Annotated in this window: 13 protein-coding genes and 1 pseudogene; 6 read left to right on the forward strand and 8 right to left on the reverse strand. The window is 68.5% G+C overall.

The annotated features are described in order from the left end of the window. Positions 1-795, forward strand: coding sequence for a tRNA (guanosine(37)-N1)-methyltransferase TrmD (gene trmD / locus BTH_RS20685; RefSeq protein WP_009889893.1), 795 nt, complete (start codon positions 1-3; stop codon positions 793-795). A 139-nt stretch (positions 796-934) separates the two neighbouring features. Further along, entirely contained in the window at positions 935-1324 is a 390-nt protein-coding gene (gene rplS, locus BTH_RS20690; RefSeq protein WP_004189360.1) for a 50S ribosomal protein L19, read from the forward strand. A gap of 219 nt (positions 1325-1543) precedes the next feature. Here rplS and BTH_RS20695 read toward each other — a convergent pair. Beyond that, a pseudogene (locus BTH_RS20695) lies at positions 1544-1759 on the reverse strand (GNAT family acetyltransferase); the annotation flags it as partial. 472 nt (positions 1760-2231) lie between these two features. On the opposite strand from BTH_RS20695, the gene BTH_RS20700 reads away from it, so the two are divergent. Both BTH_RS20700 and BTH_RS20705 read left to right on the forward strand, forming a co-directional pair. Beyond that, positions 2232-2915: a CoA pyrophosphatase gene (locus tag BTH_RS20700; RefSeq protein WP_009889899.1), complete on the forward strand. Its 684-nt coding sequence runs from the start codon at positions 2232-2234 to the stop codon at positions 2913-2915. A gap of 101 nt (positions 2916-3016) precedes the next feature. After that, positions 3017-3955, forward strand: coding sequence for a CobD/CbiB family protein (locus tag BTH_RS20705; RefSeq protein ID WP_009889901.1), 939 nt, complete (start codon positions 3017-3019; stop codon positions 3953-3955). Between the two features lie 150 nt (positions 3956-4105). On the opposite strand, the gene BTH_RS20710 is transcribed toward BTH_RS20705, so the two are convergent. The 3 genes from BTH_RS20710 to BTH_RS20720 form a co-directional block, all read right to left on the reverse strand. Beyond that, on the reverse strand, positions 4106-4423 hold the full coding sequence (locus BTH_RS20710) for a putative signal transducing protein (RefSeq protein WP_009889902.1): 318 nt from the start codon (positions 4421-4423) through the stop codon (positions 4106-4108). A gap of 61 nt (positions 4424-4484) precedes the next feature. Further along, the gene (gene rsgA / locus BTH_RS20715; protein ID WP_009908920.1) at positions 4485-5435 is read right to left on the reverse strand and encodes a ribosome small subunit-dependent GTPase A; all 951 of its coding nucleotides are present in this window, start codon (positions 5433-5435) and stop codon (positions 4485-4487) included. After that, on the reverse strand, positions 5432-6691 hold the full coding sequence (locus BTH_RS20720; protein ID WP_009889905.1) for a M48 family metallopeptidase: 1260 nt from the start codon (positions 6689-6691) through the stop codon (positions 5432-5434). Before BTH_RS20720 ends, rsgA begins: the two co-directional genes overlap by 4 nt. A 118-nt stretch (positions 6692-6809) precedes the next feature. Between BTH_RS20720 and orn the strand changes: the two genes are divergently transcribed. Beyond that, on the forward strand, positions 6810-7415 hold the full coding sequence (gene orn / locus BTH_RS20725) for an oligoribonuclease (protein ID WP_009889906.1): 606 nt from the start codon (positions 6810-6812) through the stop codon (positions 7413-7415). Positions 7416-7702: 287 nt separating this feature from the next. On the opposite strand, the gene mog is transcribed toward orn, so the two are convergent. Beyond that, positions 7703-8323 carry a molybdopterin adenylyltransferase gene (mog, locus tag BTH_RS20730; protein WP_009889907.1) on the reverse strand — a complete coding sequence of 207 codons (621 nt, stop codon included), beginning with the start codon at positions 8321-8323 and terminating at the stop codon, positions 7703-7705. After that, positions 8304-8912, reverse strand: a complete 609-nt coding sequence (gene yjgA, locus BTH_RS20735; RefSeq protein ID WP_009889909.1) for a ribosome biogenesis factor YjgA — start codon at positions 8910-8912, stop codon at positions 8304-8306. The genes mog and yjgA overlap by 20 nt, the downstream gene beginning before the upstream one ends. A 134-nt stretch (positions 8913-9046) precedes the next feature. Here yjgA and pmbA point away from each other — a divergent pair, with 134 nt between their 5' ends. Next, a complete protein-coding gene (gene pmbA / locus BTH_RS20740; RefSeq protein WP_009889911.1) occupies positions 9047-10417 on the forward strand; it encodes a metalloprotease PmbA in 1371 nt (456 codons plus the stop codon). A 108-nt stretch (positions 10418-10525) separates the two neighbouring features. Here pmbA and BTH_RS20745 read toward each other — a convergent pair whose 3' ends face one another. Next, entirely contained in the window at positions 10526-11029 is a 504-nt protein-coding gene (locus tag BTH_RS20745) for a dihydrofolate reductase (RefSeq protein WP_009889913.1), read from the reverse strand. A 168-nt stretch (positions 11030-11197) separates the two neighbouring features. Beyond that, positions 11198-12658 carry a sigma-54 dependent transcriptional regulator gene (locus BTH_RS20750; protein ID WP_025369241.1) on the reverse strand — a complete coding sequence of 487 codons (1461 nt, stop codon included), beginning with the start codon at positions 12656-12658 and terminating at the stop codon, positions 11198-11200. Between the last annotated feature and the right edge of the window lie 380 nt (positions 12659-13038).

The following is a 13038-nucleotide window of genomic DNA, read 5'->3' on the forward strand; positions in this document are numbered from 1 at the left end:
ATGGACGAAGCCACGCAGCGCGCGATCCAGTTCGACGTCGTCACACTCTTTCCGGAGATGTTTCGTGCGTTGACCGACTGGGGCATCACGAGCCGCGCGGTGAAGCAGGGGCGGTTCGGCTTGCGCACGTGGAATCCGCGCGATTTCACGAGCGACAACTACCGCACCGTCGACGATCGTCCGTACGGCGGCGGTCCCGGCATGGTGATGCTCGCGAAGCCGCTCGAGGCGGCGATCGGTGCGGCGAAGGCCGCACAGGCGGCGCAAGGCGTTGCGACGTCGCGCGTGGTGATGATGTCGCCGCAGGGCGCGCCGCTCACGCACGAGCGCGTCGCTCGGATGGCTGCGGAGCCGGGCGTCGTGTTGCTGTGCGGGCGTTACGAGGCGATCGACCAGCGCCTGATCGACCGTTGCGTCGACGAGGAGCTGAGCCTTGGCGATTTTGTGTTGTCGGGCGGCGAGTTGCCGGCGATGGCGCTGATGGACGCCGTCGTGCGACTGCTGCCGGGCGTGCTGAACGATGCGCAATCGGCAGTGCAGGACAGCTTCGCCGACGGGCTGCTCGACTGTCCGCATTACACGCGTCCCGAGGAGTACGAGGGCGTGCGCGTGCCGGACGTGCTGCTCGGCGGGCATCATGCCGAGATCGAGCGCTGGCGCCGGCAGGAAGCGTTGAGAAACACCGTCGCGAAGCGCCCCGACCTGATTGCGCGGGCGCGTCGCGAAAAGTTGCTGAGCCGGGCCGACGAGGCGTGGCTCGCAAGTCTCGCGAAAGAAGCGAAGCAGGCCTCCTGAGGCGGCGGCGCTTTCTGTTTGCGAATTTGGCGGTGCCGAGCATGCGTGTGCGGCACCTGATGTGAATCCATCCTCTATCGGGGCCGAGCCTGGAAGCAGGCGGGCGCGAACGCCGACAAGATGGTTTTAGGAGTCAGTGATGAATCTGATCGCAAAACTTGAGCAGGAAGAGATCGAGCGCGCGCTCGCAGGCAAGACGATCCCCGAATTCGCCCCGGGCGACACGGTGATCGTGAACGTGAACGTGGTGGAAGGTAACCGCAAGCGCGTTCAGGCTTACGAAGGCGTCGTGATCGCGAAGCGCAACCGCGGCCTGAACTCGTCGTTCATCGTCCGCAAGATCTCGTCGGGCGAAGGCGTCGAGCGTACGTTCCAGACGTACTCGCCGCTGCTCGCGAGCATCGTCGTGAAGCGCCGCGGCGACGTGCGTCGCGCGAAGCTGTACTACCTGCGCGAGCGTTCGGGCAAGTCGGCTCGAATCAAGGAAAAGCTGGTGTCGAAGGATCGCGCCGCTGCCGCGCAGCAGTAAGCGCAGCCGGGAACGCGCACTGGAAATCGATCGGTGCGCGTTTCGCCTGGCGTGGAAAGGCGCCGTGCGGGAAGCTTCCGCACGGCGCTTTTTTTTCGACCGGCTGTCGAGGGCCGCTGCGAGGCAGCGGCCTTTTTGCGTCCGGCCGGCGCGGGAGATGGACTTGACCGTTCCACGCGTTCCTTCCGTATGGCCGCCAGGCGTCGCGGTGCGGCGTTCGCGCGTCGCCGCCGGGATCGTGCGCGCGCCGAGACCCGCGCGCCGGTGCGCGGGATCGGTCGCAACCCAGCGCAAACCGCCGATCGAAAAGCGCTTGCCCGCGTACGAGATCGTCTTGCGCGCGACCGCCGCGTAGCTGACGACCTCGCCACTCGTCGACGTCGACGCGTAGAGCGACATCGCGTCGAGGTGAGGTGCGTGGATGGCCGGGGCGGGCGCGCATCCGCCGACCTGTGCTGCTCCAGTGAGTCGTTGCAACCGGAGAACGGGTGATTCAAACGGCATGACGCATCGTCCGATGCGCGAGGGGCCACGCGTGAATGCCCAAATGGGGCGTCGGCCGCTCGCCGCAAATTCGAGCCACGGTCGACATTTCGGTCGTGTCTGCGCCGCCGCGCCCCAGTCCCCGATCTCGCCCCGAGCCGCCGCCCGCAGCAAATCGCCGAATCCGGCCAATTGCATTTCGCGCGATGTTGTGCGTGACGGCTTGCATGCATTCGACCGGCGAGCCACTGCCGATATCGCGCTCGCCCCTCTCGCAACGCATCCAGGCCGACGAGCGTGCCGGAGCGAACACGTAAAATGCTGCGGTCCCCGGCGGCGGGGCCGTCCGGCGAGCGGCCCCGGCGGGCGTTTTTTTCTTTTCGGCGCGACAATATGGCCATATCCATTCCGAGCAGAGCGACCCTTGACCCGCCGCCCCATCATCGACCCTGAAGTGCTGCCGATCGAGACGACCGGCGCTGGCCTGGCTCCTGTCCCGCCGTCGTTGCTGACGCCGGACGGGCTGCGCGATCGTTTCGCGCAGCCGCCCGTATGGACTCAGGAGCCCGCCGAGGCACAACTTGCCGACGGCATCGATCCGCGCAGCGCGGCCGTGCTCGTGCCGCTCGTCGTGCGCGAGCGCGGCCTGACGGTCCTGCTCACGCAGCGTGCGGACCACCTGAACGACCATGCCGGCCAGGTCAGCTTTCCGGGCGGACGCCGCGAGCCCGACGACCGCGACGCGAACGCCACTGCGCTGCGCGAGGCGCGCGAGGAGATCGCGCTTTCGCACGAGCGCGTCGAATTGCTCGGCGCGCTGCCCGACTATCTGACGGGCACGGGCTTTTGCGTGACGCCTGTCGTGGCGCTTGTCCATCCGCCATTTACGGTGGAGGCGGATACGCTCGAAGTGGCCGAGATCTTCGAGGTGCCGTTCGATTTCCTGATGAACCCCGCCCATCATCAGGTGAGGGTGTTCCGCTGGGAGGGCGGCGAGCGGCGTTTCTTCGCGATGCCGTATCCGCGCGGACCGGTCGGCGGCCAGTATTTCATCTGGGGCGCGACGGCCGGCATGCTGCGCAACCTGTATCGCTTTCTCGCGGCCTAGTGGCGGGCGCCACAGTCGGCGCAAGCCGGAGCCATCCGGCGCGCCCGCTGTGCTATCTTTACGCGAAAAATCAATCATCCCAGAACGGCACGGCCCTTCGCATGACTTTCTTCTCGGTTCTCCTTGCCCTCATCATCGAACAGGTCCGCGCGCTGTCGCCGAGCAATCCGGTGTTCGCGCTGTTTCAGTCTCATGCGGAATCGGCTGCGCACGGCTTCGACGCCGGCAAAAAGAAGCACGGCGTGCTCGCGTGGCTCGTCGTCGTGCTGCCCTGGGTGCTCGGCGTCGGGCTCGTCTACTTCCTGTTGTACAAGGTGAGCTTCGTGCTCGCGTTCCTCTGGAACATCGCCGTCGTGTACTTCACGCTCGGGTTCAGGCAGTTCAGCCATTACTTCACCGATATCCATCTCGCGCTCAACAACGACGACGTGCCGCGCGCGCGCGACATCCTGCGAGAATGGACGGGCATCGACACGGTCGACATGCCGGTCAGCGAAATCGTTCGCCACACGCTGATCCATGCGGTCGTCGCGTCGCATCGGCACGTGTTCGGCGTGTTTTTCTGGTTCGTGCTGCCGGTCGGCCCGGCCGGCGCGGTGCTGTATCGGATCGCCGAATATCTGTCGCGCAGCTGGTCGGTGCCGGCGGACGACCGCACCGCGGCGTTCTCGACGTTCGCGCAGCGCGCGTTCTTCGTGATCGATTGGGTGCCGGCGCGCCTGACCGCGCTCGGCTTCGCGATCGTCGGCAACTTCGAGGACGCGATCTATGCCTGGCGCAATCACACGCGCCAGTGGCCCGACCCGAACGATGGCGTGCTGCTCGCGGCCGGCAGCGGTGCGCTCGGCGCGCGGCTCGCGGGCCCGCTCGCGGAGCCGTCGAGCGTCGATGCGCTCGCGGCGGGCGACAGCGGTCCGATCACGGTCGGCGACGATTGCTCGCCACGCACGCTGCAATCGGCCGTCGGCCTCGTGTGGCGCGCCGTGATCCTGTGGATGCTGCTCCTGCTCATGCTGACGATCGCGGTCTGGGTGTCGTGACGCGGCGTGCGTTGATGTCGAGCCAGGGCTCGCCAACGAACAAGCCGGCTTCGAGCCGGCTTTTTTTCGCCCATTTCCCGGCGCGCTTCGGTGCTTCGGGGCGGCGCGGACGGCGCTCGCCTTGCCGCGGGGCAGGCGTCACGCCGCGCGTCAGCCGTCGCGTGGATCGCGGATCGCGCCGCAATGCCAGCAGGCGGTGAATTGCGCGTCGAGCGTCTCGCCGCAGCACGCGCAGCGCCACGGCGCCGCACCGACGGGCGGTCCGGCCGACGCCGCCTCGATCAGCCGCCGCGCGAGCGCCTCGTCGCGCTCGTCGTCGAGCCAGATCTCCGGCTGGCACGCGTCCAACGGCAACCCGCCCAGTGCGCCGAGCGCGTAGCAGTTGTGCAGCTCGCAGCCGATGCCTGCGATGTCGAGCACGTTCGCCCAGTGCTGGGCGGTCGCGAGATCGGGGGCCTTGAAGCGCATTGCGGCGTCTCCTCCGTGCATGGCGAATCGGCGGCGGGCGCGCGGCCGCCGGGCGGCCCGGTTAGCGAACGATCTGGCTCGCCTCGTGCACGAGCTGCGCGTACAGCGCATGGCGCGACGGCGCGATCCTGCCGTCGGCCACCGCCTCCAGAATCGCGCAGCCCGGCTCGTGCAGATGATGACAATTATAGAAACGGCAGTGCGGCAGCAGCGGCCGGAACTCCGGGAACGCACGCTCGAGGCGGCCTTCCGTCAGATGATAGAGCCCGAACTCCTGGAAGCCCGGCGAATCGATCAGCGCGCCGCCGTCCGGCAGCGGATAGAGGCGCGTGAACGTCGTCGTGTGGCGGCCGCTGTTGAGCGCGGCGGAGATCTCGCGCGTCGCCGCCTCGGCATCCGGCACGAGCAGGTTCACGAGCGTCGATTTGCCCATTCCGGACTGGCCGAGCAGGATCGTCGAATGGCCCGCCAGATGCGGCGCGAGCTGTGCGCGCGCGTCGTCGGGCGCACCCTTGATCGACAGCTCGAGCACGTCGTAGCCGAGCGCGCGATAGGGGGCGAGGCGCTCGCGCGCGACAGGCAGCGCTGCTTCGACGTCGATCTTGTTCAGCACGACGATCGGCTTCAACTCGTTCGCCTCGGCGGAGATCAGCGCGCGGCCGAGCAGGTCTTCGCTGAAATACGGCTCGGTCGCGAGCACGATCAGCAACTGATCGAGATTCGCCGCGAACAGCTTCGACTTGAACTGATCGGAGCGGTAGAGCAGGTTGCGCCGCTCGCCGATCTCGACGATCACGCCCTGGTCGGCCGACGTCCGTTCGTAGGCGACGCGGTCGCCGACCGCGACGTCGCTCTTCTTGCCGCGCGGAAAACACTGCAGCATCGGGCCGCCGTCGGCGGGCGCGACGATGTAGTGGCGGCCGTGCGCGGCGATCACGCGCCCTTCGGCGCGCTCGCCGCCGCGCGCGGCCGCCATGGCCATGGCCGGCTGCTTCGTCGGCGCGCGCTTCATGAGAGCTGGAGCAGCCGGTCGATGCGTTGCGACGCGGGCGGATGCGAGTAGTAGAACGCGGTGTAGACGGGGTCGGGCGTGAGCGTCGACGCATTGTCTTCGTAGAGTTTCACGAGTGCGTTGACGAGATCGCGCGCGTCGGTCTGGCTCGCGGCGAACGCGTCGGCCTCGAATTCGTGCTTGCGCGAGCTCAGGCTGCCGAGCGGCGTGACGAAGAACAGGAACACCGGCATCGACAGGAAGAACAGCACGAGCGCGACGCCCGCGTTGCTGCCGGCGAGCGACGGCATCACGCCGAGGCCCGTGTAGAACCAGGCGCGCTGCGCGAGCCAGCCGAGCAGCGCGAGAAGCGCGAGGCTCAGCGCGAAAGTCCACAGCATCCGCTTCATCACGTGGCGGCGCTTGAAATGGCCGAGCTCGTGCGCGAGCACCGCTTCGATCTCGTTGCCCGTCAGGCGGGCGAGCAGGGTATCGAAGAACACGATCCGCTTCGACGCGCCGAAGCCCGTGAAATACGCATTGCCGTGCGCGGAGCGGCGGCTGCCGTCCATCACGAAGAGGCCCTTCGCCGCGAAGCCGCAGCGCTTCATCAATCCTTCGATGCGCATGCGCAGCGCATCGTCGGCAAGCGGCTCGAACTTGTTGAACAGCGGCGCGATGAAGGTCGGATAGAGCACGAGAACGAGCATCTGGAAGCCGACCCACACGATCCATGTCCACAGCCACCACAGCGCGCCCGCCTGATTCATCAGCCACAGCACGACGAAGAGGAGCGGCAGGCCGAGCGCCGCGCCGAGCAGCGCGTTCTTCGCGAGATCGGTGAAGAACAGGCGCCTTGTCATCCGGTTGAAGCCGAAGCGCTCTTCGACGCTGAACTGGCGGTAATACTCGAACGGCAGATCGATCGCGCTGGAGATCACGAGCACCGCGGCGACGAGCGCGACCTGCTGGCCGTAGCCGTGGCCGAGCCGGCCGGCGAGCAGCGAATCGAGCGCGCCGACGCCGCCGAGGAGCGTGAGGCCCACGAGCACCGCCGACGCGACGACGATCTCGAACATCGTGAGCCGCGTGCGCTCGATCGTGTAGTCGGCGGCGCGCTGGTGCGCGGCGAGCGGAATCGTCTCGCGGAACTGTGCGGGCACGCGGCCGCGATGCGCGGCGACGAAGCGGATCTGCCGCGACGCGAGCCACAGCTTGGTGCCCGTCATCGCGACGATCGCGACGGCGAAGAGCAGGGTGAAGGTATAGGCGGACATCGAAGGCGCTGGTGGGTATCTATGCGAGAATTATATGTTCTTGCGGAGCCGGCCCGCTCGCCGTTTGCCGGCCCGCCCGGCGGCGCGCGCGCCGCCCGCTCATTTCCCAGGATTGCTCATGACCGATATCTCCGCCTTGGACGGCCAGCCGGCGCTCGTTCGCAACGAACTGAACCTCGTCTGGCTCGACATGGAAATGACGGGCCTGAACCCGGACACCGACCGCATCATCGAGATCGCCGTCGTCGTCACCAATTCGACCCTCGACATCGCGGTCGAAGGGCCCGTGCTCGCGATCCATCAGAGCGACGAGACGCTCGCGAAGATGGACGACTGGAACAAGAACACGCATGGCCGCTCCGGCCTGATCGACCGCGTGCGCGTGTCGAGCGTCACGGAGGCGGATGCCGCCGCGCAGATCGAGGCGTTTCTCGGCCAATACGTGCCGCCCGGCAAGTCGCCGATGTGCGGAAACTCGATCTGCCAGGACCGCCGCTTCATGGCGCGCTGGATGCCGGAGCTCGAGCGCTTCTTCCATTACCGGAACCTCGACGTCAGCACGCTCAAGGAGCTGTGCCGGCGCTGGCAGCCCGCGATCTACAAGGGGTTCCAGAAGCGTGCGATGCATACCGCGCTCGCCGACATCCACGAGTCGATCGACGAGCTCAAGTATTACCGCGAGCGCTTTCTGATTCCGGCCGCGCCGGCGGGCGAGACCGCGTAAGCGGGTAGCGCGCGCCTCGAGGGTTTTCGCGACTCGGCGTGCGCATGCGCGGGCATGTTCGCGCGGCGCGCCGAACGTGCCGCCACCGGCGTGCGGCGCCATCTCCGCGCTTTTCGCGCGCAGCGCGCTGCGACGTCGGCCGCCGCCGCACATGCCGCCGTCGCGTCCGCCCGGCGAGCTTTCCCGCGATCGGCGCGAGCCGCGCGATCGTTTCGCTGTTCCCCTCACGATCGCACCAGCGGCCGTAGCCGCGCCCGCCACGCTGACCGGCTCGGCCGCGACAGCCGTCACTTCGGCGCGCGCACCGCGCTCTTCGGCCGGAACGCCGCGCATACGGCCGGATTCGTCTGCGCGTACGGGCCGCCGATCAGATCGATGCAATACGGCACCGCAGCAAAAATGCCCGGCACCTCGACGTTGCCGTCGTCGCCGCGCAGCCCTTCGAGCGTTTCCTTGATCGATTTCGGCTGGCCGGGCAGATTCACGATCAGCGCTGCGTGATCCGCGGTTTCGCGAATCACCGCGACCTGCCGCGACAGGATCGCGGTCGGCACGAAGTTCAGGCTGATCTGCCGCATCTGCTCGCCGAAGCCCGGCATTTCCTTCGTCGCCACGGCGAGCGTCGCCTCGGGCGTCACGTCGCGGCGCGCGGGGCCGGTGCCGCCCGTCGTCAGCACGAGGTCGCAGCCGACCGTGTCGACGAGCTCGACGAGCGTCGCCGAGATCGTCGGCGCGTCGTCCTGGATGAGCCGCGTCTCGGCGCGCCACGGCGACGCGAGCGCCGCTGCGAGCCATTCGGAGAGCGCCGGAATGCCCTTGTCCTCGTAGACGCCGCTGCTTGCGCGGTCGCTGATCGACACGAGGCCGATCACGAGTTCGTCGGGGCGGTTACGCTTCGTCGTCGTCATCGTCGGACTCCGGTGAGTGCTCGGGCGCGTCGCTTGCGTCGCCCGCCGCGCCGCTCGCCGACTTGATCCACTGGAACAGCTCGCGGAAGTAGCGCGGCGGCTTGCCTTGCTGCGCTTCCCGGCGTGCGTTGCGGATCAGCGTGCGGCCTTCCTGCACGTCGGCCGACGGATGCTCGCGGATGAACGCGGTCAGCGCTTCGTCGTTCGCGAGCAGTTGCTCGCGCGTGCGCTCGATCCAGTGCAGGCGCGCCGTCTCGGCCTTGTTCACGCCGCGCTGCGCATCGAGCGCCGCGCGCAGCGCGGCCGTCTCGTCTGCGGTGAGCGAGCGCATCACGCGCCCGACGTACTGAATCTGGCGGCGCTTGCCTTCGTGATCGGTGATGCGGCGCGCCTCGCGCACGGCGTCGGCGAGATCTTCCGGCATCGGCATGCGCTTGAACGCGTCCTTCGGCAGCTCGACGAGGGCGGCGCCCAGTTCCTGCAGCGCGTGCATGTCGCGCTTCAACTGGGACTTGCTGGGGCGATCGTAGCCGTGGTCGGCGTCTTCGCCGGCGTGTTCGATCGGTTGGATGCGGGTTTTGCGTGTCATGGGCGGCATTGTATCGCGCCGGACACCGCGCGGCCGCGCGGGCGCGCGTCGCCCGCGCCGGACCTTGCTATGATCGCGGGATACGCACATTTCGAAACATGCGGGCGACCCGCCCGTTACCGGATACCACGACGATGGCTGCAAACCTCGACGCCCAGGCGCACTATTTTCCGCACACGCAAGACGAACTGAAGGCAATCGCGACGGACATCCTCCGGCACGCGAAGGCGCTCGGCGCGACCGACGCCGCGACCGAAATCTCCGAGGGCGACGGCCTGTCGGTGTCGGTGCGGCGCGGCGAAGTCGAGACGATCGAGCACAATCGCGACAAGACGGTCGGCGTGACCGTCTTCATCGGCAAGAAGCGCGGCAATGCGAGCACGTCGGATTTCTCGCCCGCGGCGCTGAAGGACACGGTCGCGGCCGCGTACAACATCGCGCGCTTCACGGCCGAGGACGACGCGGCGGGGCTCGCCGAAGCCGAGCTGCTCGAAACCGATCCGCGCGACCTGGACCTATATCACCCGTGGCGCCTGTCGGCCGACGATGCGGTCGACCTCGCGCGCCGCGCGGAGGATGCCGCATTCGCGGTGAGCCCGCAAATCCGCAATTCGGAGGGAGCGAGCGTATCCGCGCAGCATTCGCAGTTCGTGCTCGCGACGACGCGCGGCTTTCTCGCCGGCTATCCGTACTCGCGCCACTACATCGCGTGCGCGCCGATCGCGGGCAGCGGCCGCCACATGCAGCGCGACGACTGGTACACGTCGAAGCGCCGCGCGGACGAACTCGCGTCGCCCGAATCGGTCGGCCGCTATGCGGCGCAACGCGCGCTCGCGCGAATGGGCGCGCGCCGCCTCGACACGCGCAAGGTGCCCGTGCTGTTCGAGGCGCCGCTCGCGGCGGGCCTGCTCGGCGCGTTCGTGCAGGCGGTGAGCGGCGGCGCGCTGTATCGGAAGACGTCGTTCCTGGTCGACAGCCTCGGCAAGGAGGTGTTCGCGCCGCACGTGCAGATCGTCGAGGACCCGCACGTGCCGCGCGCGATGGGCAGCGCGCCGTTCGACGAGGAGGGCGTGCGCACGCATGCGCGCAGCGTCGTCAAGGACGGCGTGGTCGAGGGCTATTTCCTGTCGACGTATTCGGCGCGCAAGCTCGGCACGCAGACGACCGGCAACGCGGGCGGCTCGCACAACATCGCGCTCAGGAGCGCGCTCACGAATCCCGCCGACGACTTCGACGCGATGCTCAAGAAGCTCGGCACGGGTCTTTTGCTGACCGAGCTGATGGGGCAGGGCGTCAACTACGTGACGGGCGACTATTCGCGCGGCGCGGCGGGCTTCTGGGTCGAGAACGGCGAGATCCAGTATCCGGTCGAGGAGATCACGGTGGCGAGCACGCTGCAGGAGATGTTCCGCCACATCGTCGCGATCGGCGCGGACTCGATCGTGCGCGGCACGAAGGAAACGGGGTCGGTGCTGATCGAGCAGATGACGATCGCGGGGCAGTGAACGCGGCGATCGTTTCGATCGCGCAAAAGCAAGAGGCGCCGCGGCGAGCGGCGCCTTTTTTGTGTCGTCGCGCGGGAGCCCGCGATATCGCGCGCGGGCTCGCGTCCGTCAGGCGGCGCGCTTGCGACGGTAGACGACGAACGCGTATGCGAAATCGTTCGGCGGGGCCGCGCGATGCGCATCGCGCGACACGGCTTCCCACTGCGCGGGATCGGGCGCGGGAAACGACGCGTCGCCTTCGAAATCCTGATCGATCTCGGTGACGATCAGCTTGTCCGCATGGCGCAGGCCCTCCGCGTACAGTTGCGCGCCGCCGATCAGGAACGCTTCGGCCGCGCCGTCGCGCTCGGCGAGCGCGAGCGCGTCGCCGAGCGACGTGGCCGTGTCGCAGCCGTCGAAGCGTCGCGCGGCGTCGCGCGTGACGACGATGTTGCGGCGGCCGGGCAGCGGCCGGCCGATCGACTCGTGCGTCTTGCGGCCCATCACGATCGGCGCGCCCATCGTCGTGCGCTTGAAGAACGCGAGGTCCTCGGGGAGTTTCCACGGAAGCCGGTTGTCGCGGCCGATCACGCCATTGCGGGCGCGCGCGACGATCAGGGTCAGCGTCGTCATGACGGGAAGAAAAAGATGCCGGAAGGGCACGATTCTACCGGATCGCGCCGCACGCGCCCGCGCGCGTCGTGCTTCGCGCCGGTTCGGAATACGCGTTCTCGCGCGCCTTGCGGCGATCGACGCTTGATGCGCCCTGCGCCGACGCTTCGCGCACACGCCGCCCGCACTTCACGTGGGCTCGGCTTCGTCGTCCGGATCGCTCGCGCCCGTGCGATGCGTGCCCCATGACAACTCGCGCAGGCCGTGCGACACCATCAGCCGATACAGCGTCGCGCGAGACACCCCGAGCTCCGCCGCCGCTTCGGTCAGGCGATTGCGATGCCGCAGCAGCGACGCCTCGATCGTCCGGCGCTCGGCGCGCTCGCGCGCCTCGGCGAGCGTCGTCGCCTGGCGGGCGGCGAACGGCGCGAGATCGAGATCGGCGGCCGACAGATGCCGGCTGTCCGACATCACGATCGCGCGCCGAATCCGGTTGATCAGCTCGCGCACGTTGCCGGGCCACTGATAGTTGTACATCGCTTCGATCGCGCACGACGTGAAACCGTGGATGCGGCGTGCGCCGTCGCTTCTGAACCGATGCAGGATGTGATGCGCGAGGATTTCGATGTCCTTGTCGCGCGCGCGCAGCGGCGGCTCCTCGAGCTTCAGCACGCACAGCCGGTGGTACAGGTCTTCGCGAAAGCGGCCTTCGCGCATCGCCGCGTCGAGATCGACATGCGTCGCGGAGATGATCCTCACGTCGACCGGGATCGACTCGTGCCCGCCGAGCCGCTCGATCTTGCCTTCCTGCAGGAAGCGCAGCATGCTCGCCTGGCTTTCGAGCGGCATGTCGCCGATTTCGTCCAGAAACAGCGTGCCGCCGTCCGCCGATTCGACGCGGCCGATCTTGCGCTGGCTCGCGCCCGTGAATGCGCCGCGCTCGTAGCCGAACAGTTCGGACTGCAGCAGATGATTCGGAATCGCGCCGCAGTTGATCGCGACGAACGGCGCCTTGCGGCGCTCGGAGCGCTCGTGAATCGCGAGCGCGGTCAGCTCCTTGCCGGTGCCGGATTCGCCGGAGATGAACACGGTCGCGTCGGTCGCGGCGACCTTGCGGATCATCCGGAACAGCTGCTGCATCGCGTCGCACGCGCCGACCATTTCGTCGCCGGTTTCGGTGGCGCCCGCCATGAGGTCGAGATCGCACAGCGCGACCATCCCGTAGGCGTGGCCCACGAGATAATCGATCGTCTCGTGCGGCGGCAGGCCCGGCATGTAATCGAAACAGTACTGGCGAATCAGCCGGCGCACGTCGGGATCGTTGATGCGCGCGTCGCCGGCGAGCGCGATCCAGCCGACCTGCTGCTGGCGCAACACCGCCTCGAGCGTCGGCAGCTCACGCGGCGCGAAGCCGTCGAGATCGGCGATGCCCGCCTGCGGCTGATCCGGCTTCACGCGCCGCGCCGCTTCGTGCGCGGAGCGCGCGACATGCACGTTCCAGCGTCGCGCGCGCAGATGCTCGACGAGCGTCGTGTCGGGCGTGCGCGACAGGTAGACGAGCTGGCGCGCGGCCGCGTCGGCGGGGGACGCGGTGCGCTGCCCGGCGTGGCCGGGCGGTGCGCAATCGGAGGGAAAGCGGAAGTCGGGCACGATGCACCTCAGCTGGAATGTTGTTCGGAACGTGTCGGGGGCAGGCGCGCCGAGCGCGGCGCGCGGCGTGCAATGTTCGGTGTGCGGGGCGCGAGCGCCGCGGGCGTCGTCGCGTGGCGCGCGTCGTTGGCGCGACCGATGCGGGAGGACGGCGGGGATGCCGGGCGGCCGGCGTGCGGTGTCGGTGTTGCTGCGACGCATGTGCGCTCTTCCGGGGCGGGGGCAGGGCACGGCGATGCGCGCGACACGCGTTGCGCGATGCGCGAGGAACGTCGGCGCGTCGGCGGCGTCGTGTCGCTGGAGGCGGCCGCGCGGCGTCGCGGTCGAACTTGTTCGGCCGGACATCGATGCGGCGATCGCGAACGCGCGCGCACCGCGCG

The sequence above is a fragment of the Burkholderia thailandensis E264 genome, assembly GCF_000012365.1.
Taxonomy (GTDB): Bacteria; Pseudomonadota; Gammaproteobacteria; order Burkholderiales; family Burkholderiaceae; genus Burkholderia; species Burkholderia thailandensis.